The 20483-nt window shown below is 74.8% G+C and carries 18 protein-coding genes; 13 read left to right on the forward strand and 5 right to left on the reverse strand.

What is annotated here, in order from left to right:
- Positions 1-178 precede the first annotated feature (178 nt).
- Together ACFQ8C_RS19060 and ACFQ8C_RS19065 are read right to left on the reverse strand one after the other, a co-directional pair.
- On the reverse strand, positions 179-2326 hold the full coding sequence (locus ACFQ8C_RS19060; RefSeq protein WP_383458680.1) for an FtsX-like permease family protein: 2148 nt from the start codon (positions 2324-2326) through the stop codon (positions 179-181).
- Positions 2320-3180: an ABC transporter ATP-binding protein gene (locus tag ACFQ8C_RS19065; RefSeq protein ID WP_383458682.1), complete on the reverse strand. Its 861-nt coding sequence runs from the start codon at positions 3178-3180 to the stop codon at positions 2320-2322. The genes ACFQ8C_RS19060 and ACFQ8C_RS19065 overlap by 7 nt, the downstream gene beginning before the upstream one ends.
- 157 nt (positions 3181-3337) lie before the next feature.
- On the opposite strand from ACFQ8C_RS19065, the gene ACFQ8C_RS19070 reads away from it, so the two are divergent.
- The 6 genes from ACFQ8C_RS19070 (at position 3338) to ACFQ8C_RS19095 (ending at position 9422) form a co-directional block, all read left to right on the forward strand.
- Positions 3338-4483, forward strand: a complete 1146-nt coding sequence (locus ACFQ8C_RS19070; RefSeq protein ID WP_383458727.1) for a DUF2786 domain-containing protein — start codon at positions 3338-3340, stop codon at positions 4481-4483.
- A 52-nt stretch (positions 4484-4535) separates the two neighbouring features.
- Positions 4536-6809, forward strand: a complete 2274-nt coding sequence (locus ACFQ8C_RS19075) for an FUSC family protein (protein WP_383458685.1) — start codon at positions 4536-4538, stop codon at positions 6807-6809.
- 92 nt (positions 6810-6901) lie between these two features.
- Positions 6902-7543, forward strand: a complete 642-nt coding sequence (locus ACFQ8C_RS19080; protein ID WP_383458688.1) for a hypothetical protein — start codon at positions 6902-6904, stop codon at positions 7541-7543.
- An 80-nt stretch (positions 7544-7623) separates the two neighbouring features.
- Positions 7624-8187: a SigE family RNA polymerase sigma factor gene (locus ACFQ8C_RS19085; protein WP_383458690.1), complete on the forward strand. Its 564-nt coding sequence runs from the start codon at positions 7624-7626 to the stop codon at positions 8185-8187.
- The gene (locus ACFQ8C_RS19090) at positions 8184-8945 is read left to right on the forward strand and encodes a hypothetical protein (protein ID WP_383458692.1); all 762 of its coding nucleotides are present in this window, start codon (positions 8184-8186) and stop codon (positions 8943-8945) included. Before ACFQ8C_RS19085 ends, ACFQ8C_RS19090 begins: the two co-directional genes overlap by 4 nt.
- A 264-nt stretch (positions 8946-9209) precedes the next feature.
- Positions 9210-9422: a DUF397 domain-containing protein gene (locus ACFQ8C_RS19095; protein ID WP_030219358.1), complete on the forward strand. Its 213-nt coding sequence runs from the start codon at positions 9210-9212 to the stop codon at positions 9420-9422.
- Between the two features lie 144 nt (positions 9423-9566).
- Here ACFQ8C_RS19095 and ACFQ8C_RS19100 read toward each other — a convergent pair whose 3' ends face one another.
- A complete protein-coding gene (locus tag ACFQ8C_RS19100; protein ID WP_383458695.1) occupies positions 9567-10067 on the reverse strand; it encodes an ATP-binding protein in 501 nt (166 codons plus the stop codon).
- Positions 10068-10407: 340 nt separating this feature from the next.
- Between ACFQ8C_RS19100 and ACFQ8C_RS19105 the strand changes: the two genes are divergently transcribed.
- The 7 genes from ACFQ8C_RS19105 (at position 10408) to ACFQ8C_RS19135 (ending at position 17577) form a co-directional block, all read left to right on the forward strand.
- A complete protein-coding gene (locus ACFQ8C_RS19105; protein ID WP_383458698.1) occupies positions 10408-11280 on the forward strand; it encodes a helix-turn-helix domain-containing protein in 873 nt (290 codons plus the stop codon).
- A 94-nt stretch (positions 11281-11374) separates the two neighbouring features.
- Positions 11375-12832 (forward strand): aldehyde dehydrogenase family protein, encoded by a 1458-nt coding sequence (locus ACFQ8C_RS19110; RefSeq protein WP_383458701.1) that lies wholly within the window; start codon positions 11375-11377, stop codon positions 12830-12832.
- Positions 12833-13006: 174 nt separating this feature from the next.
- Positions 13007-13558, forward strand: coding sequence for a DinB family protein (locus ACFQ8C_RS19115; RefSeq protein ID WP_383458704.1), 552 nt, complete (start codon positions 13007-13009; stop codon positions 13556-13558).
- 64 nt (positions 13559-13622) lie between these two features.
- On the forward strand, positions 13623-14330 hold the full coding sequence (locus tag ACFQ8C_RS19120; protein WP_383458706.1) for a PadR family transcriptional regulator: 708 nt from the start codon (positions 13623-13625) through the stop codon (positions 14328-14330).
- Positions 14331-14417: 87 nt separating this feature from the next.
- A complete protein-coding gene (locus ACFQ8C_RS19125; protein WP_383458709.1) occupies positions 14418-15428 on the forward strand; it encodes an ATP-binding cassette domain-containing protein in 1011 nt (336 codons plus the stop codon).
- Positions 15425-16189, forward strand: coding sequence for an ABC transporter permease (locus ACFQ8C_RS19130; protein WP_383458712.1), 765 nt, complete (start codon positions 15425-15427; stop codon positions 16187-16189). Before ACFQ8C_RS19125 ends, ACFQ8C_RS19130 begins: the two co-directional genes overlap by 4 nt.
- 161 nt (positions 16190-16350) lie before the next feature.
- The gene (locus tag ACFQ8C_RS19135; RefSeq protein ID WP_383458714.1) at positions 16351-17577 is read left to right on the forward strand and encodes an exo-alpha-sialidase; all 1227 of its coding nucleotides are present in this window, start codon (positions 16351-16353) and stop codon (positions 17575-17577) included.
- Here ACFQ8C_RS19135 and ACFQ8C_RS19140 read toward each other — a convergent pair.
- Complete coding sequence (locus ACFQ8C_RS19140) at positions 17574-18995, reverse strand: glutamate decarboxylase (protein ID WP_383458715.1); 1422 nt, start codon at positions 18993-18995, stop codon at positions 17574-17576. The genes ACFQ8C_RS19135 and ACFQ8C_RS19140 overlap by 4 nt on opposite strands.
- A 61-nt stretch (positions 18996-19056) precedes the next feature.
- On the reverse strand, positions 19057-20334 hold the full coding sequence (locus ACFQ8C_RS19145; RefSeq protein WP_383458718.1) for an ion channel protein: 1278 nt from the start codon (positions 20332-20334) through the stop codon (positions 19057-19059).
- Between the last annotated feature and the right edge of the window lie 149 nt (positions 20335-20483).

Consider the following 20483-nt stretch of genomic DNA (forward strand, 5'->3'; position numbering starts at 1 on the left):
GGCGGCCGGTGTGGGGGAGGGACTGTGCCAGGGGCGTGCGGCAGGTGTGGGGGAGGGCCGGTGCCCGGGTCGGGCGGCCGGTATGGGGGGAGGAGCGGTGCCCAGGGTGTGCGGCGGTGTGGGGAGGGGCGGTGGCCCGGCTCCGACCCCGGCCACCGCCCTGTCCCACCATCGCCGGTCAGCGCGTGAGGCGCCACGCGGGGAGGGCCGAGGCGGCGACGGCGACCAGGGCGCAGACGCCCGCCGCCGCGCCCGTCCACGCCCAGGGCAGGGCCGGTGTGACCGGGGCGGAGAGGGCGGCGAGGCCCGCGCCGACGGCGCCGAGGACCGCGGCCGTCACGGCGAGCCCGAGGAGCGTGCCGATGCCCACCGCGAGCAGCGCCTCGCCCGTGACCGCCCGCAGGGCCTGGGCCCGGGTGGCACCGGCCAGCCTGAGCGAGGCCAGTTCGGCGCCGCGCACCGACGTGGCCATGAGCAGGGTGCTCGCCAGCGCGATCACGGTGTAGAGGAGGACCAGGACGAGGAGCAGGCGCAGGCCGGCCCGAGCCGCCTGGTTCACGGGTGGCGGCGGGGTCGCCGAGGGGGTGCCCGCCGTCGGCAGGGGGCGGTTCGACTCCAGGCGGTCGAGGGTGGCGCCGGGCGCCTGGGCGCGGGTGACGTACGGCCCGTTGTCGCCGGTGCCGCGCGCGAGGACGGCCGCCACGCGGAGCCGTACGGGTCCGCTGCCGTCCGCCCGCCACACCTCCACCTCCTCGCCGACCCGCCGCCGCTCGAACTCCTCGTTCACGACGATCGACCGGTCGTCGAGGTCCCGCAGGTCGCCCGCGACCACCGGGAGCCGGGCCAGTTCGGCGAAGGCCGCCGGGTCGGCGACCGCGCGGGCCCGGTACTTCACGACTGCCTCGGCACCGTCCCGTACGAAGAGGGAGGTCGGTCCGGAGGCGGCGACGACCGCGCCCTCGACCGGCTCCGGGAGCCGCACCCGCGGCCCCTCGACCACGTGCGCGGCCGCCGTCCGGTCCCGCGCCTCCGTCTCCTTGGCGCGCGCCACGCTCTCCGACGCGCCGAAGAGCGTTCCCGCCAGTGTCACGGTCACCAGGACCGGAGCGGCGACGGCGGCGGTACGGCGCACGGCGGCCGCGCCGTTCGCCCGGACGAGGAGCCCGACCGCGCCGCCGCCGGGGACCGGCAGCAGCCGGGCGGCGGGACGCACGAGGAGCGGGGCGAGCAGGGCCGCGCCGCCGGTCAGGAGCATCGGCAGGGTCGTGTACGTCTTCCGCTTGAGCAGCGCCGCGGGTTCGGTCGCGTACGTCCAGACCAGCAGCCCGAGACCGGCGGCGAGCAGCCCGGCGCCGAGCAGCGCCCGGCCCGGCGGCAGGACGTCCCGGTCGACGTCCGCCTCGCGCAGCGCGTCCGTCGGGCCGGTTCGCCCGGCGCGGTGGGCGGCGGCGGCCGCGCCGGCGAGCGCCACGCCGAGCCCCGTCCAGAAGGCCAGGTGGTACGGCCATCCGGCGCTCCCGCCGGTCGCGGTCGCGAACCACGCGGGCGCCAGGTCCCGGGCCACCAGGGCCCGCGCCATCGGCGGCGCGGCGAGGGCGCCGAGCGCGCAGCCGGCCGCGGACGCGGTCACGCCGAGCACCGCGGCCTCGGCGAGCAGCAGCCGGCGGACCTGGGCGGGGGTGGCGCCGGCGGTGCGGAGCAGCCCGAACTCGCGGCGGCGCAGCGCCACGGAGAAGGCGAAGACGGAGGCGACGACGAAGACGGAGACGAAGGCGGCGACGCCGCCCGCGGTGCCGAGGAGGGCGTTCAGGCCGGTGAGTTCGCGGCCGTCGCGCTCGTGACCGGGGTCCGCGCGGCGGCGCTCGGCGCCGGTGAGCACCTGCGCCCGGTCGCCGACGAGGGCCCTGACCTGTGCGGCGGGCGCGTCGAGCCCGACGGCGTCCGGGGTGTCGGTGCGCGGGGTGTCGGTGGCCGGGGCCTCGGTGACCGGGGCGTCGGCGGTGGCGTCCGCCGGGGTCTCCGTCAGGGCCCAGCGCGCGCGGAGCTCGCGCAGCACGGCGGTGTCCACAGGCTGTGGACGGTCGAGCGGGTGGTGGACGATCTCGGTCCGGGGTCCGCGACGGACCTCCACGGCCAACCGGTCGTGGCCGAGGACGACGACGGGCGAGGAGGCGAACCGCTCGGGGGCGTGCGGCGGCGGGTCCAGCGCGGCGGCGAGCCCGAGACCGGTCGCCGTGAGCAGCCCGACCCCGAGCACCAGCGCCAGGAACCCGCCCAGGAAGGACGCCCACCGCGCCCGCAGCCCGCCGGCGACGAGACTCAGCATGCCGAACCCGCCCCTTCCGCCGCTGCCGCCGGAGCGGCACCGGCACCGGTACCGGCGCCCGCCCCCGCACCGGTACCCGCGCCCGCACCTGTACTCGCACTCGCGCCCGCGCCGGCTGGGCGCAGGGCCGCGAGCCGGGCCGAGACGTCGTGCGCCGTCGGGGCGGTGAGTTCGCCCGCCAGACGGCCTTCGACGAGGAAGACGACACGGTCCGCCCGGGCGGCGGCCGACGGGTCGTGGGTCACCATCACCAGCGTGCGGCCCTCCTCGTCGACGAGGGCCCTGAGCATGTCCATCACCTCCGCGCCGGTGGTGGAGTCGAGCGCGCCGGTCGGCTCGTCGCCGAAGAGGACGGCGGGGCGGGCGATCAGCGCCCGGGCGATGGCGACCCGCTGGCACTGGCCGCCGGAGAGCTCGGCGGGCCGGTGCCGCTCGCGGCCGGCGAGCCCGACCCGGGCGAGCGCCGCCCGGACCTCGCCGCGCGCCGGCCGACGGCCGGCCAGCCGCAGCGGCAGGGCCACGTTCTGCGCGGCCGTCAGCGTCGGCAGCAGGTTGAAGGACTGGAACACGAAGCCGATCGCGTCCCGCCGCAGCAGCGTCAGCCGCCGCTCGCTCAGCCCGTCCAGGACCGTGCCCGCCACCACGACGCGGCCCGCGTCCGGGCGGTCGAGTCCGGCCGCGCAGCGCAGCAGGGTGGACTTCCCTGATCCGGAGGGGCCCATGACGGCCGTGAACGTCCCGGCCGCGACATCGAGGTCGACGCCGTCGAGGGCCCGGACGTCCCCGTGCCGCCGGACGAGCCCCCTGAGCCGCAGGGCGGCGGCGGGGGCGGAAGGAGGAAGGGTGCTGGTCATGGGTCCAGCGAACCGTTCCGCCGGTCCCCGGGTCACGCCGCCTGCCGGGCGTCCGGGGGTAGGGCCAGACCTACCCCCGGGCCCGTCCCCAGGTCCCCCCGGTCTCCTGAGACCATCGGAGGAGGTCGGTCGTGAGGTGTACGGAGAGGGCGCGGTCATGCAGGAGGAGGCGCGGGAGTCCACGGTCGGGCGGGCGTTGGCGGAGGCGCTGCACAGGGGCGACGACCGCTCGCTCGACACGGCGGCCTCCCTGCTCGCCGCCGATCCGGGGGCCGACGCCGCTCTCGCGCGGCGCGGCGAGGAGTTCGTACGGACCCTGTGGGAGCGCGGCTGGCAGCCCGCCGACCTCGCGCGGACGGTCCGCCGCGAGCTGGCGGAGGAGCATCTGCGGCTGCTCGCCGGCCTGGTGCGGGCCGAGACGGCGCGGTACGCGACGCTGCCCCGGCGCTGGCGCGAGCAGCTCGACGCGCTGGAGGAGGGGGACGGGCCCGCCGACCGCTTCTCGTACGCGACGGCCGTCCTGGAGCTGTACCGGCTGCTGGTCCGGCTGCCCCGGCTCGACGCGGTGGGGCCCGTACCGGGCGAGACGCTGCCGCCGGCGGCCGTCGGGGAGCCGCGGATGCTCGGCCGGATCCGGGCGCTGCTCGCGAAGGCGGAGGCCACCGGCTATCCGGAGGAGGCCGAGGCGCTGACGGCGAAGGCGCAGGAGCTGATGGCCCGCCACAGCCTGGACGAGGCCGGGCTCGCCGCCGGGGCGCCTTCGGCGCAGACGCCGGGGGCGGTCCGGGTCGGCGTGGAGCCGCCGTACGAGCAGGCGAAGGCGATCCTGCTCGACGCGGTGGCGAGCGCGAACCACTGCCGGGCCGTGTGGAACGAGACGTACGGCTTCTCGACGGTCGTCGGCTTCGAGGCGGACCTCGACCCCGTCGAGCTGCTGTACACCTCGCTCCTCGTGCAGGGGACGGCCGCGATGACCCGCGCGGAGGCGGAGCAGCGCAAGGGCGGCCGCAAGCGCACCAAGTCCTTCCGGCAGTCCTTCCTGCTCGCGTACGCGAACCGGCTCGGCGCCCGGCTGGAGGCGACCTCCCGCCGCGTCGCCGCCGAGGCCCCGACCCTGCTCCCGGTCCTCGCCTCCCGCGAGGTCGCGGTGACCGCCCGCACGGACGAGCTCTTCCCGGAGACGCGGGCGACCCGGGTCCGCGCGATGTGGGACGAGGACGGCTGGAACCACGGTGCCACCGCCGCCGAGTCCGCCACCCTGACCCCGGACCGAGGCCGCCTCGACCGCCGCGCCCGAGGCTAGAACCGTGGGGTGAAATGTCGGGTTACAGGGGGATCGTCGCTACGCTCGGATCATGAGCTGGCTCCGGGCGCTGAGGGAGACCGCCCGTTCCGGACTCACCGTCGAGCGGCGGCGGCTCGCTCCCGTCGTCGCGGCCCGGGGGGCGCTCGGGCTCGCGCTGGTCATCGGCTTCTCGCTCGCCTTCTTCGGGCCCGCGGTCGCCGCGTCCTCCGCCTTCGGCGCCTTCCAGGCGGCCATCGCCACCTTCCAGCGGTCGTGGCGGCCCCGGCCCACCCTCGCGCTCGCCTCCGGCGGCAGTCTCGCCGTCTCGACCTTCCTGGGGTACCTGACCGGGGCGCACCTCGTCCTCTTCCTCGCGCTGCTGCTCCTGTGGACCTTCCTCTCCGGGCTCGCCTGGGCCGCCGGGCCCACCGCCGGCATCATCGCCTCCTCCAACGTCGCGATCATGCTGGTCACGATCACCTTGCCCACCTCCGTCGCCACCGCCGCCGGGCACGCCGCGATGATCTTCGCGGGCGGGGTCGTCCAGGCCGCGCTCGTCGTGCTGCTGCCCGTCCGGCCCTGGGGCGTCCAGCGCGACGCCCTCGCCGACGCGCTCGCCGCGGAGGCGGACTACGCCCGCCGGCTCCGCCACGACCCGGTCGCGGCCTTCGACCCGGTCCCGCTGATGACCGCCCGCAGCGCCGCCGCCGTCACCCCGCGCCAGGCCCGCCGCCGGCCCGCCGAACTCCACGGGCCCCGGCGGCTCGCCGAGCGGATCCGGCCCGTCCTCGCCTCGCTCGCGGACCCCGCCGTCGGCGCCCCCGCCGAGGGGCCGCAGCGCGACCGGGTGCGCGAGCTGCTCGCCGCGGCGGGGGCGATCCTCGACGCCGCCGCGCACGCCATCCGGCACGGCGAACCCGTCCGGCTCCCCCCGGCCGCCGTCGCCGCGCTCCGCACCCCGGACACCGGCACGATCCTCTCCGAACGCTCCCACCGCGCCGCCCTCCGCCTCTCCGCCCTCCTCGGCGACGTCGTGGAGACGGCCGAGCCCCGCACGGAGACGAGCCCGGGCACGCCCCCGGACCCGGGCCCTGACCCCAAGCCGACCCCGGACCCGGACCCGGGCCAGGGCCAGGGCCAGGGCCAAGGCCAGGGCCAGGATCCTGACCCCAAGCCGACCCGGGACCCGGGCCAGGCCCCGGGCCCTGGGCCGACCCCGGACCGGACCCCGACCCCGACCCCGACCCCAGGCCCGACCCCGGCCTCAGGCCCAGGCCCGGCCCCGGAGATCCCGAAGGCCCTCGTCCCGCGCACCCGCCCCACGCTCCTCCGGCTCCTGCCGCTCGTGGTCGCGCGGATGCGGGCCGAGGTGCGGCCGGGGTCGGCGATCCTGCGGCACGCGCTGCGGGTCTCCGCGGTCGCCGCCGCGGGCTATCTGCTGGGCCTGGTGCTGCCCTTCGGGCACGGGTACTGGGCGCCGATGACCTCCGTGATGGTGATGCGGCCGGACTTCTCGCAGACGTACTCCCGCTCGGTGGCCCGCTTCGGCGGCACGCTCGTCGGCGTCGCGCTCGCCTCCGCCGTCGTGCAGACCGCGCACCCGGGGACGTACCTCTCCGCCGGGCTCGCCGTCCTCTGCGCCTTCGGCATGTACCTGCTGATGAAGACGGGGTACGCGGTCAGCCAGGTCTGCGTCGCCGCGTACGTCGTCTTCCTCCTCGGCATGGAGGGCTCGGGGGTGACCCAGACCGTACGGGACCGGGTCCTGCTCACCCTCCTCGGCGGCCTCCTCGCGATGCTCTCCTACGCCGTCTACCCCGCCTGGGAGACGCCCCGGCTGCGCGGCAGGCTCGCCGACTGGCTCACCACGTCCGGGCGGTACGCCGCCACCGTCGCCGCCCGGTACGCCGACCCCGCCGGACCCGGCAGCCCGGACGTCCGCGAGGCCCTGCTCTCCGCCCGCGCCGCGCGCGTGGCCTGGCACGACGCCCTGGGCCGGGCCACCCACGAGCCGGTGCGGCACCGGGGGCTCTCGCACGCGGCCGCCGAGGGCGCGGGGCACGCGATCGCCGAGTTCGGGCGGGCCGCCATGCTCCTGGAGGCCCACCTCCCCGAGCGCGGCGCCCCGCCGCTGCCGGCCGCCGCCGGCCTCGCGGAGGCGCTGGGCGAGGCGACCGAACGCGGCGCGAAGGCGGTCCGCGAGCGCAAGGTCCCCGTCTGGGACGACCTCCGCGAGACCGTCGCCGCCTGGGACACCGAGGTCACCGACCCGCTGCTGCGGAAGGCGGCCCGGCTGCTCCTGGCCGCCCTGGACGAACTGTCGGCGGCGCTCGCCGAGGCCTGAGCCGGAAAATCTTCCGACGGGGTGTCATCCGGGTTCGGTGCGGACGGAGTTGAGAAGGGTGGAAGACCGTCCGCCGAACCAGGAGCCGTCCCATGAAGAAGTACCTGCTCGCCGCGGGCGCCGCCGTGGCGGCCGCCGTGGCCGCCGCCGCCCTCGCAGCCCCGGCCACCGCCGCGCCCGCCACCGCCGCACCCGCCACCGTCTCCGCGTCCACCACGACCTCCTCCTCCGCTGCGGCCACGATCGCCGCGTCCGCCCCCTCCGCGTCCGCCCCCTCCGCGTCCGCCCCCTCCGCGTCCGCCCCCTCCGCGTCCACCCCCTCCACGGCTGCCTCCCCCGCCGTCCGTACCGTCCGTCCCGGCCGGCACGTCGACGCCGGCGGCGGCTACACCCTCTGGCTCACCCGCGAGGGCAAGCACTGGACCGGGCCGGACGGCTTCGAGCAGTTCCGCAGCGTCGTCGACGGGAACCTGGACCTGACCCGGCCCGCCCTCAGCCACCAGGGCGAGGGCACCTTCCACTCGGGCGTCTACGGCGGTCCGGTGGCCCCCGGGCGGGTCGACGTGACGGACGCCGAGGGCCGGGTCACCCGCGCGACCCTGCTCCAGCTGCCCGGCCGCCCGGGCTGGGGCGTCTGGTACGCGCACACCGCGCCGTCCGACCGTGACGTCTCCGTCGCCTTCCACGCCCGGGACGGGCGGCTCCTCGTCGAGCTGCCCGCGATGGACTTCTGACGGACCGTCCACCACGCTCGGCGGGGCCCGGCACGGGGCGGGCCCCGCCGCACCACCTCCCGAACGCGAGGTCCGCCACCGTGACGCACCCACCAGCACCCCAGACGGACGCCGACTTCGCCGCGTTCGCCACCGCGGCCTGGCCCCGGCTCGTCCGCACGGCCCAGCTGCTCACCGGTGACTTCCACGAGGCCGAGGACCTGGTGCAGACGACCCTCGCCAAGGTGTACGGCCGCTGGCGCAAGGTGCCGCGCGACGGCGTCGACCTCTACGTGCGCCGCGCCCTCGTCAACAACAACCTCAGCCGTCTCCGCCGCCGCCGGGTCGCCCATCTGCTCGTCCCGGTGCTGCCGGAGTCCGCCCGGCACCGGGACGCCGGTCATGCCGAGCACGTCGAGGAACGGACCGTGCTCCTGGAGGCGTTAGCCGACCTGAGCGCCCGCCAGCGCACCGTGATGGTCCTGCGGTACTGGGACGACCTGACGGAGCAGGAGATCGCCGAGGTCCTCCAGTGCTCGATCGGCACGGTGAAGACCCACGCCCGGCGCGGCCTCGCCGCGCTCCGCGCCCACCCCCGGCTGGCCTCCGGTCCTCCGCCGCTGGCCGGCCCGTCCCTCCGCACCCCCTACGGAGCCCGCCCATGACCCCCGCACCCGACGCCGGGCCCGACGCCGCCGGCGCGTGGGACGACCTGCTCCGCGCCGAGTTCGCCCGCGCCGCCCACGACGTGACCCCGGGACCCGCGCCCGTCGCGGCGGTCGTCCGGGCGGGCCGCGCGCGCCGCCGGCGCCGTACCGTCGCCCTCTCCGTCCTCGCCGTCCTCGGCGTCTCGGCCGCCGTCGCCGCCGGTACGGCCCTGGTCCGCGACCCGCACCCCGCCGCCGGGCTCGCCGCGCCGCCGGTCGTGTCCTCCGCCTCCGCCACCGACCCCGCCTCCGCCCCCACCGGCGCCTCCGCCCCGACGGTGCCGTCCGTTCCGCCTGCCTCGCGCCACGTGGACGAGGTGCCCGCCCCCGTACGGACCGTCGCGGCGGGGGAGCGGGTGCGGGCCGCGCCCGGGTGGATGGTGTGGCTCACGGCCCGGGGGAAGCACTGGCAGGGCGGGGAGGACGGGCTCGAACAGTTCCGCAGCGTCGTCGACGGCAACATCGACCGGACCCGGCCCGCCCTCAGCCACCAGGGCGAGGGCACCTTCCACTCCGGCCTCTACTACGGCACGGACGACGCCGGCCGGGTCGAGCTCGTGGACGCCGAGGGGCGGACCACCGTCGCCACGCTCCTCCAGCTGCCGGGCAGGCCCGGCTGGGGCGTCTGGTACGCCGTCGCCCCCGACGCGGACGCCGTGGGGCCCCGCCTGTACGACCGCGCGGGCCGTCTCCTCTTCGACCTCCCGCCCTTCTGACCGGCGTCGGGAACCACCGCCCCCGCGTTCCCGTCCACCCGGATGGGAAGATCGCGGGGGCGTTCCCGTGCGCGTCCGGCCCCGGCATGCCGTCCGTCCCGGCCCGTCACACGCTGAGTGGCGTAGCGACTACGCCACGCCTCGTGCACGTGCATCTGCTCATGCATCGGCATATGAACGCAGCTATGATCCGGGGAAGTTGACACCTGTACCAAGCAACTCGGGGAGCTACCAGTGCATCACGCGCACCACGCGTACAACGGCATGGCGGCGACGGAGCTGCGGGGCGTCGTGTGGCAGAAGAGCAGGCACAGCAACTCCCAGGGATCGTGCGTCGAGTTCGCCAAACTGCCGGGGGGAAACGTTGCCGTGCGCAATTCCCGCCACCCCGACGGCCCGGCGCTCGTCTACACGCCGGCCGAGATCGAGGCGCTCCTGCTGGGTGTCAAGGACGGGGAGTTCGACCACCTCGTCTGAGGCGGTCCCTCTCGTCCGAAGCGGTTTCTCCCGCCCGGCGCGGCCTGTCCCGTCCGGCGCGGACCCTCTCGTCCGAAGCGTCGGCGCAGGGGCGGCGGAAAGGCCCCGGCGGTGATCGCCAGGGCCTTTTTCCGTACACTTCTTCTATTCCTCCGGGCCGACCCGGAACAACGCCCACACGACCTTGCCCTGCAAGGTCCCGGCGAGCGGATGCCAGCCCCAGCTGTCGCTGAACGACTCGACGAGGAACAGGCCCCGGCCCGACTCGGCCGAGAAGTCCTCCTCGCCGCCGCGCGTCTCCGGGCTCTGCCGGCTGGGGTCGCGCACCGCGCACACCAGGCGGGAGGCCCAGCGCATCAGGTGCAGCCGCACCGGCGGGCCCTGCGGGTCGTCGGGACAGCCGCCGTCCGGGACGGCGTGCCGCAGGGCGTTGGTGACGAGTTCGGAGACCACGAGGGCCACGTCGTCGAAGCGGTCGCCGAGGTCCCAGCTGTCCAGCGTGGCGCTGGTGAACTTCCGGGCCCCGCGCACGGCTTCGTACCGGGCGGGCAGGGCGCAGGAGGCGGAGGTGGAGACGGCGCCGGGATCGATCGGCGGGAGACCCTGCCGTAAAGGCTCGAGCACGGTCGATCCATTCGTCCCCATGCGAGGCACTCCCGGGAATCGCGGCGGTGGTGCGACAACGGTGCGAAACGGTGCAACAACACGACAACGCGAATGAGTACGCGGCTGCGCGGGGTCCATGGTTCCGAATGCGCCGACTGGATGCAAGGGCAGATGCACGTGCACGCGCGGGCAGGTGCCGGACCTGTCCGACCCTGTGGTGAATCTGTGGAAATCTTCTTGACCGTGGCGTGTCCTGTTCCCGTCCGGAAGCAGACCCTTCGCGTCCCCTTCCGTAATCGGATGTGTACGCGCTGAAGCGTTTGGTGGCAGAATCCGGGGCTCGACGGGGGCTCGTCACCGTGAAGGGAAGGCTGGAGCCGTGACCGCAGGCGAAATGAACGGAGCGGGCGGGAGCGTCGTCCGGCGGATCCTGCTGGGCTCCCAACTGAGGCGTCTGCGCGAATCGAGGGGCATCACCCGCGAGGCCGCCGGCTACTCGATCCGCGCCTCCGAATCCAAGATCAGCCGCATGGAGTTGGGAAGGGTGAGCTTCAAGGCCAGGGACATAGAGGATCTGCTCACTCTCTACGGAGTCACCGAGGAGACCGAGCGCGGCGCGCTCCTGGGTCTCGCCCGCGAGGCCAACCTCGCCGGCTGGTGGCACAGTTTCGGCGACGTCCTGCCGGGCTGGTTTCAGACGTACATCGGCCTCGAAGCGGCCGCCTCCCTCATCCGCGTCTACGAAGTGCAGTTCGTGCACGGCCTGTTGCAGACCGAGGCGTACGCCCACGCGGTCGTCTCCCGGGGCATGCCCGGCGCCACGCAGGCCGAGATCGACCGCCGGATCGCCCTCCGCCTCGAACGCCAGAAGGTCCTGGTCTCCGAGTCCGCCCCGCACTTCCACGTCGTCCTCGACGAGGCCGCGCTCCGCCGTCCGTACGGCGACCGGAGCATCATGCGGGGGCAGCTGAAGCACCTCATCGAGGTGTCCGAGCACCCCGGGGTCACCCTCCAGGTGATGCCCTTCAGCTTCGGCGGGCACGCCGGCGAGAGCGGCGCCTTCACCATGCTCAGCTTCCCCGAGTCCGACCTCTCCGACGTCGTCTACCTGGAACAGCTCACCGGCGCCCTCTACCTCGACAAGCGCGAGGAGGTCGCCCAGTACGCCACGGTGATGGAGAAGCTGGCGAAGGACAGTCCGGATCCGGCCGAAACCCGTGATCTTCTCCGTGGACTCCTCCAACTCTCCTGAGACATCAGTACGATGACGGCGCATCAGTAGCCCCGGCGACCGGACGCCCGCGCGCGCCCGGGCGACCGGCAGCCGGCAGAGGGGTTCTCCGTCCATGTCGCACTTCACCGACCTGGCCCACCAGTTCATCGACGGCGAGTGGAAGCCGGGCAGCGGCTCCTGGGACATCATCGACTTCAACCCGTACACCGGGGAGAAGCTCGCCTCGATCACGGTGGCCACCGTCGAGGAGGTGGACCGTGCCTACCGGGCCGCCGAGCGCGCGCAGGCCGCCTGGGCCGAGACCAACCCGTACACCCGCCGGCTGGTCTTCGAGCGCGCCCTGCGGATCGTCGAGGACCGCGAGACCGAGATAGCCGAGACGATCGTCGCGGAGCTGGGCGGCACCCACCTCAAGGCCGCCTTCGAGCTGCACCTCGCCAAGGAGTTCCTGCGCGAGGCGGTCCAGCTGGCGCTGCGGCCCGAGGGCCGCATCCTGCCCTCCCCGGTCGACGGCAAGGAGAACCGCGTCTACCGCCTCCCGGTCGGCGTCGTCGGCGTCATCTCGCCCTTCAACTTCCCCTTCCTGCTCTCCCTCAAGTCGGTCGCCCCCGCGCTCGCGCTCGGTAACGCCGTCGTCCTCAAGCCGCACCAGAACACGCCGATCTGCGGCGGCACCCTGGTCGCGAGGATCCTGGAGGAGGCGGGCCTCCCGGCCGGCCTGCTCAACGTCGTCGTCACCGACATCGCCGAGATCGGCGACGCGCTGCTCACCCACCCGGTCCCGAAGGTCATCTCCTTCACCGGCTCCGACAGGGTCGGCCGCCACGTGGCCACGGTCTGTGCCCAGAACTTCAAGCACGCCGTCCTCGAACTCGGCGGCAACAGCGCCCTGATCGTCCTCGACGACGCCGACCTCGACTACGCCGTCGACGCCGCCGTCTTCAGCCGCTTCGTGCACCAGGGCCAGGTCTGCATGGCCGCCAACCGCGTCCTCGTCGACCGGCGCGTGGAGGCCGAGTTCACCGAGAAGTTCGTGGCGAAGGTGAAGACCCTGCGCGTCGGCGACCCGGCCGACCCCGCCACCCACATCGGCCCCCTCATCAACTCCCAGCAGGCCGAGTCGGTCTCCGGGGCCGTCGAGCAGGCCGTCGCGGCCGGCGCCACCGCGCTGCTGCGCGGCGGTGTCGAGGGCAACCTCGTCTCCCCGTCGGTGCTGACCGACATCCCCGCCGACGCCCCCGTCCTCTCCCAGGAGATCTTCGGCCCGGTGGCCCTGATCCTCCCCTTCGACGGCGAGGACGAGGCCGTGCGGATCGCCAACGGCACCCCGTACGGGCTCAGCGGCGCGGTCCACACCGCCGACGTGGAGCGGGGCGTGCGGGTCGCCAAGCGCATCCACACCGGCATGATCCACATCAACGACGGCACCGTGCACGACGAGCCGATCGTCCCCTTCGGCGGCGAGAAGCACTCGGGCATCGGCCGCCTCAACGGCGACGCGATGGTGGAGGCCTTCACCACCCAGAAGTGGATCTCCATCCAGCACGGTCGCAGCGAGTTCCCCTTCTAGGTCCTCCGGGTCTTCGCGGGTCCTCCGAGTCCTCCAGGCCCTCCAGGTCTTCCAGGTCTTCTAGGTCTTCTAGGCCTTCTAGGACGGGAACTGTCCTACTTCCGCCGTAGCGTGTCCGTCGTGCCGGGAAAGCTCCGGCGCACACCGGAAAGCAGTGGACGGAAGGCGGACATCATGGTGGCTCTTGTTCCCGCGGAGGCCCTCGGTGACGAGCGCGGCGCGTTCCTCAACTTCGTGGAGGCCCAGCGCGCCGCGCTCCGCCGCGCCCTCCTCGGTCTCACCGAGGAGCAGGCGGCGAGCCGGCCCAGCGCCAGCGAGCTGAGCCTCTCCGGGCTGGTCAAGCACGTGGCCGAGGTCGAGCTGAACTGGCTCCGCCTCGCGCAGGAGCGGGAGAACGAGAGGCAGCGGACCCAGGAGACCTGGGGCGAGGCCTTCCGCCTCGTCGACGGCGAGGCGATCCCGGAGGTCCTCGCCTTCTGGGACGGCGTGGCGAAGGAGACCGAGGAGTTCGTCCGTACGGCGCCGAGCCTGGACGACACCTTCCCGCTGCCCCGCGCGCCCTGGTTCCCCGAGGACGGACGGGTGTCGGTCCGCTGGATGCTGCTGCACCTGGTGCAGGAGATGGGTCGGCACGCCGGGCACGCGGACGTGATCCGCGAGTCTCTGGACGGCAAGGGCTCCTTCCAGCTGATCGCGGAGGAGGGCGGGCGGTCCACCGGGGCCTGACCGGGGGACCGCGGGGTCCCGGCCCGCCTAGTCTGGTCGGAATCGACCAGAGAGGTACGTGGGGATGTCGGCGATCCGCCTTCTCGTCCTGGGCGCGGTGAAGCAGCACGGCCGCGCCCACGGCTACCAGGTGCGCAACGACCTGGAGTACTGGGGCGCGCACGAGTGGTCCAACGCCAAGCCGGGCTCGATCTACCACGCGCTCAAGCAGATGGCGAAGCAGGGACTGCTGCGCGCCGAGGAGAGCGCGCCGAGCACGGTGGGCGGTCCGCCCAGGGTCGAGTACGAGATCACCGAGGAGGGCCGGGCCGAGTACCTCCGGCTGCTGCGGGAGGCGCTGGCCACCTACGACCAGCAGATGGACGTCCTGTCGGCGGCGGTCGGCTTCGTCGTCGACCTGCCGAGGGCGGAGGCGGTGGAGCTGCTGCGCGAGCGGCTGCGGGGGCTGGACGCCTGGCGGGCCTCGGTGACGGAGTACTACACCCCGGAGGGCGGTCCGGCGCAGCTCGGGCACATCGGCGAGATCATGCACCTCTGGGTGCGTTCGGCGGACGCGGGCCGGGAGTGGACGCTCGGGCTGATCGAGCGGATCGAGGCCGGTGCGTACACCTTCGCGGGGGAGGGCGAGCCGTTCGTGGGCGTCCTCGCGGAGGGCCAGGAGAACCCGTACGCGACCGACGGCGGCGGCGCGGGCGCCGATGACGGGGATGACGGGGAGGGCGAGGATGGCGGCGACGGCGGTGGCGACCGCGATGAAGGCCGCGAGGATTAATCAAGTTTGACTAGCCTGGAAGGCGGGCATACCCTCTCCGCCGGATTGCTGGTCAAATTTGACTAGGGCAATAGCGGGAGGAAACGGATGGCTATGGGTGGCGACGCGATCCTCATGGAGGGCGCGCGCAAGCGGTACGGGGACAAGCGGGCGCTCGACGGCCTCGACCTGGCCGTCCGGCGCGGCACGGTCCACGGTCTGCTCGGCCCCAACGGGGCCGGCAAGACCACGACGGTGCGGGTGCTGGCGACCCTGCTGCGGTACGACGAGGGCCTGGTGCGGGTCGCCGGGCACGACGTACGGAAGGAGGCCGCCCTGGTCCGGCGCCGGATCGGACTGCTCGGGCAGCACGCCGCGCTCGACGAGGAGCTGAGCGGGCGGCAGAACCTGGAGATGTTCGGCCGGCTCTTCCACCTCGGCGCCCGGGGCGCGGGCCTCCGCGCCGACGAGCTCCTGGAGCGGTTCGGGCTCGGCGACACCGGCCGCAAGCCGGTCCGGCGGTACAGCGGCGGCATGCGGCGGAGGCTCGACCTCGCCGCCTCGCTGATCACCGAACCGGAGGTGCTCTTCCTCGACGAACCGACGACCGGGCTCGACCCGCGCGGACGCGGCGAGGTGTGGGAGGCGGTGCGCTCCCTGGTCGACGGAGGGACGACGGTGCTCCTGACCACGCAGTACCTGGAGGAGGCGGACCGGCTGGCCGACCGGATCTCGGTGGTCGACGGCGGCCGGGTGGTCGCCGAGGGCACCCCCGGGGAGCTGAAGTCGCGGGCGGGCCGGGACCGGATCGACGTGGTCGTCCGGGAGGCCGCCCGCCTCGACGAGGCCGTGCGGGTGCTGCCCTTCGGGCCCGGCGAGACCGACGTCGACCGGGACCGGAGGCTGGTCAGCGCCCCCGTGCGGGACCGGATGGCCTCGCTCGCCGAGGTCGTGCGGGCCCTGGAGGCGGCCGGGATCGAGGCGGAGGACGTGGCGTTGCGGCGCCCGACGCTGGACGAGGCGTTCCTGCGGCTGACCGGCGAGGGCGCCGCCGCCCGGCGGGAAGCCGGGACCGCCGCGGGGCGGGGCTCCGTGGAGGAGCGGGAGGTGGCGGCATGAGCGTCGCGTACGCGCTGGGCGACTGCTGGACGATGACCCGGCGCGAGCTGGCCCACTGGGCGCGGCAGCCGGTGGCGGTGCTCGTCGGGCTGGTCTTCCCGGTGATGATGCTGCTGATGTTCGGCTACCTGGTCGGCGGCGGCCGGGCGGTGCAGGGGGAGTACGTCGACTTCCTGGTGCCCGGGATGCTCACGCTGACCATGGTGTTCGGGCTCGAAGGGACGATGACGGCGGTCACCCGCGACCTGGACAAGGGGGTCGTCGACCGCTTCCGCTCCATGCCCATGGCCGACGGGGCGGTGCTCGTCGGGCGGGCGGCGGCGGACATGCTCCAGTCGGCGGCCGGACTCCTCGTGATGGTCGGGGTCGGGTACGCGATGGGCTGGAGCGCCCGGGGCGGACCCGCCGCCTTCGCGGGGGCGCTGGGGCTGCTCCTGCTGCTGCGCTTCGCGATGCTGTGGATCGGGATTTACCTGGCCCTGGTGGCGGGGCGGCCCGAGCTGGTCCAGGCCGTGCAGATCCTGGTCTGGCCGGTCGGCTTCCTCTCCAACGCCTTCGCGTCGCCGGACTCGATGCCGGGCTGGCTGGGCGCCGCCGTGGAGTGGAACCCGATGTCGGCGACCGCGACGGCGGTCCGGGAGCTGTTCGGCAACCCGGGCGGCGAGCCGGGGTGGGTGACGGCGGCGGTGCTGTGGCCGCTGGCGCTGCTCGCGGTGTTCTTCCCGCTGGCGGTACGGAGGTTCCGGCGCCTCGGGAGCTGAACGGGAACCGGCCCCCTCGGTGAGGGCCTGCCGGGGGCCTGTCGCGGGCCCTGCCCGGGCCGGGAAGAAAGTGACGCCCGGGTGGGAACCCGAAGGCGGTGAGCGGTGTACCAGAAGCAGACGGTTCACCGCGAACCGCCCGAGGGACAGGGGGAAGTCCGATGCGCGTTCCCGTTTCCCGGGCGCCGGCTCCGCTCCGCGCGCTCGTGGCACTGCTGCTGGCCTGGCTGCTGGTCGCCTGCACCGGCGGCCCGGAGACCGCCCGGGGTGGTGAACGGCCCGCCGACGGCGGGGTGTTCGGCCTCCCGCCCCGGATCGGGGACGGCGCGGAGCTGCCCGGCTGGGCGGCCGGTGTGGACCTCGCCGCCGACGGCAGCGGCTTCGCGCTGCTCGCGGAGTGCGTGAGCGACCCGGCCGAGCCGGCGAACGGCTTCTGCCGGCAGCGGGTGGCGGTGCTCGACCGGGGCGCGGAGCGGTGGCGGCCGGGCGCCTCGCCGCTGCCCGAACTGCGGGGCACGGCAGGGGTGTCGGCGCGGCTGCTGGTCCTCGGCCCGGGGCGCGCGCTGATCGAGGACGGCGGCGGGGAGGAGCCGCGGCGGGGCTGGTTCACCGGCGACGGCGGACGGAGTTGGCGGTCCGTCGACCAGCGGCCCGCCGGCCGGACCCCGGACATACCCGCGGGCGCGGCGCTCACCACCGAGTGCGTCGGGGACCCGGGTGCTCCGGCGGAGCGGTGCGCCCTGGAGCGGCTGGTCGTGGTCTCGCCGCGGGACGGGCGGCGGCGTGAGCTGGTGGCGCAGCCGGCGGTGGGCGCGCGTCCCCGGCCGGCGGGGACGGCGGAGCCCGACGGGTCCTGGTGGGTGTCGGGCGTGGAGCCGGGGACGGGGCGGCCGGTGGTCGCGGTCTCCCGGGACGCGGGCCGGAGCTGGTCCGTGAGCCGGCTGCCGAGCCCGACCGACGCCCCGCCCTGGTACACGCGGGTCGTGGTCGGCCCGGACGCGGTGTACGCGGCGGAGATGGGCGAGCTGAGGGGCGGCGAGCCGGTGAAGAACCCGCTGCGGGCGCTCCACCGCTCCCTGGACGGGGGCAGGACCTGGCAGCGGATGTGGACCACGGGCGCGGAGCGGGAGCCGCGCTCGCTGGAGGGGCTGCCGGTGCCGGGGCCGGGCGGCCGGGTGGAGATCGCCACCCAGCGGTCCGGTCAGGTGAGCCTGGACGGCGGCCGGACCTTCCGGGAGCTGGACGACGGCGGCGCGTACGTCCGCCGGACCCCGGCCGGGCTGCTGCGGGAGCGCTCGCGGTGCCGGTACGAGCTGACGAGGGACGGGGTCCGCTGGACGGAGTTCCCCCTCGCGTGCGGGGAGGACGCCTCCGTGGGCGCCTCCTAGTGGTGGAAGGCGGTCGCGGCGCCCTTGTCGTGGGTGAAGGGGCGGGGCTGGCTGCGGAGTTCGGGCAGGAGGCGGTGCAGGTCCTCGACGAGGAGGCTCGCGAGGTCGGCGGAGAAGCCGTTGCGGCAGACGATCCGCAGCACGGACAGGTCCTCGCGGTGGGCGGGGAAGGTGTAGGCGGGGACGAGCCAGCCGAGCTCGCGGAGCCGGCGGGAGACGTCGAAGACGTCGAAGGAGGTGACGTCGGGGGCGGTGGTGAAGGCGAAGACGGGCAGTTGGTCGCCGCGGGTGAGGAGGCGGAAGTCGCCCATGGCCTCGATGCGTTCGGCGAGGCCCCGGGCGACGTCCCGGCTGGTCTGCTGGACGGCCCGGTAGCCCTCCCGGCCCAGCCGGAGGAAGGTGTAGTACTGCGCGACGACCTGGGCTCCGGGGCGGGAGAAGTTGAGGGCGAAGGTCGGCATGTCGCCGCCGAGGTAGTTGACCCGGAAGACCAGTTCCTCGGGGAGCTCCTCGGTGCCGCGCCAGAGGGCCCAGCCGACGCCGGGGTAGACGAGTCCGTACTTGTGGCCGGAGGTGTTGATCGAGGAGACGCGGGGGAGGCGGAAGTCCCAGACCAGGTCCTCGTCGAGGAAGGGGGCGACCATGGCGCCGGAGGCGCCGTCGACGTGGACGGGGATGTCGAGGCCGGTGCGGGTCTGGAGCTCGTCGAGGGCGGCGCAGATCTCGGCGACGGGTTCGTAGGAGCCGTCGAAGGTGGAGCCGAGGACGGCGACGACGCCGATGGTGTTCTCGTCGCACAGGGCGGCGGCGGAGGCGGCGTCGAGGTGGTAGCGGTCGCCCTCCATGGGGACGAGGCGGGCCTCGACCTCCCAGAATTCGCAGAACTTCTCCCAGCAGACCTGCACGTTGACCCCCATCACCAGGTTGGGGCGGGCGGTCGCCGGATAGCGGTCGGCGTTCCGCTTGGCCCAGCGGCGCTTGAGCGCCATGCCGGCGAGCATGCAGGCCTCGCTGGAGCCGGTGGTGGAGCAGCCGACGGCGGCGGTCGGGTCGGGGGCGTGCCAGAGGTCGGCGAGCATGGCGACGCAGCGCCGTTCGAGCTCTGCGGTGCGCGGGTACTCGTCCTTGTCGATCATGTTCTTGTCGCGGCACTCGGCCATGAGGACACCGGCCTGGGGCTCCATCCAGGTGGTGACGAAGGTGGCGAGGTTGAGCCGGGAGTTCCCGTCCAGCATCAGCTCGTCGTGGACCAGCTGGTAGGCGCTGGACGGCGCCAGCGGCCGCTCGGGCATCCGGTGGCGGGGCGGGGCCTCGGTCATCCCGCCGACGGGGTCGGCCTCGCCGTAGAAGGGGTTGAGGGCGAGCCGGCGGAAGTGCTTGCTGTCGGTGTCGTCGGATCCCTTGTGGAGGGGGGCCATCGGGAGCTCCTTCTGGGGCGGGCCGCGGCGGACCGCGGCGTGTCGCGGTGGGGCGGGCGGGTCAGCGCAGGGCGCGGCCCTGGTGGTCGAGTTCGAGCTGCGGACGGCCGGTGACGACCAGCCAGGCGGGCAGGGTGGCCAGGCAGAGGAGGGACACCATGGCGGGGGAGGCGGCGAGGACGGCGGCGACGAAGAGGCTCACCCATCCCTGCCGGGTGGTGGCGAGGAGGACGCCGAGGACCGCGGAGGAGACGGCGACCGCCGGGTGGATCTCCGGGACGAGGGCCTGGGCGACGAGGCCGAAGGCGGCGCCGATGAAGACCGCGGGGAAGACCCGGCCGCCGCGGAAGCCGCAGGCGGCGGCGATCAGCAGCGCGGCGAGCTTCACGACGGCCATTCTGGTCAGCTCGCCGGAGGAGTACGTCCCGATGGAGGCGACGAGCTCCTCGGTCTCGTGGAGGCCCTTGAAGAGGGTCAGGTGGCCGCCCAGGGCGCCCAGCAGGCCCAGGATCAGGCCGCCGGCGGGCAGCATCACCATCGGGTGGCGCAGCCGGCCGAAGGCCTGGTGGAGATAGGGGAAGGCCCAGCAGCCGAGCAGGCCGAAGAGGGCGCCGAGGGTGGCGACGACGAGGGCGGCGAGGAGGTCCTCCCAGCCGGGGTCGGTCAGCGGCGGGAGGCCCATGTCGAAGCTGGGGGAGGAGAGGAGCTGGGTGGTCATCGCGCCGGCGCCGGCGGCGACGAGCGGCGCGAAGAGCCGGTCCCAGAGCGAGCCCTGGCCGGGGCGGCCGACGAGTGCCTCGGAGAGGACGAGGGCGGCGGCGACGGGCGTGCCGAAGAGGGCGCCGAAGGTGCCGGCGGTGGCGAGGGAGACCCAGAAGGCGCCGGGCACGTTCGGCCGGGACCGCAGTCCCAGCCAGACGGTGAGGGCGATCGCGGAGGCGATCGTCGGCTGTTCGGGGCCGAGGCTGACGCCGCCCGCGAGGGCGAGGGTGCTGGCGAGGAGGAGCCCCGGCACCACGCCGGGCGCCAGCGGCGGTCCGCCGAGCCCTTCGGAGGCCGGGTCGGGCCCGGCGTGGCCGGGCACCTTCCAGATCACCAGCCCGACGGCGATACCGGTGGCCGTCAGGACGATGATCATCCACAGGGAGGAGTAGCGGCCGATGTCGAGGGCGTCGGGCACGGTCTCCCAGAGCACCGACTGGAGCTCCTCGGCGAGCTTGCTGACGCCGAGGAACAGCAGGGCCGATCCGACGCCCACCACGAGGGCGGGCAGCACCTGCGGCAGCAGGATTCGTACCGGGGCTTCGGAGGGGGCGGTCGCGTCATGATCGGTGGCCACCGCCCCACCATAAGTGAGCAAATGCCGCACAACACCTCGGAAACCCCGGCAGTCCGCCGTGCGTCTCACAGGGCGTCAGGCCGAGGCCGCGTCGGAGCGGCGGCCCGCCGACGTCGGGCGGGCGGGGGGCGGGACCGGACGGCAGGTGG

The sequence above is a fragment of the Streptomyces sp. NPDC056503 genome, from assembly GCF_042794995.1.
GTDB lineage: Bacteria > Actinomycetota > Actinomycetes > Streptomycetales > Streptomycetaceae > Streptomyces.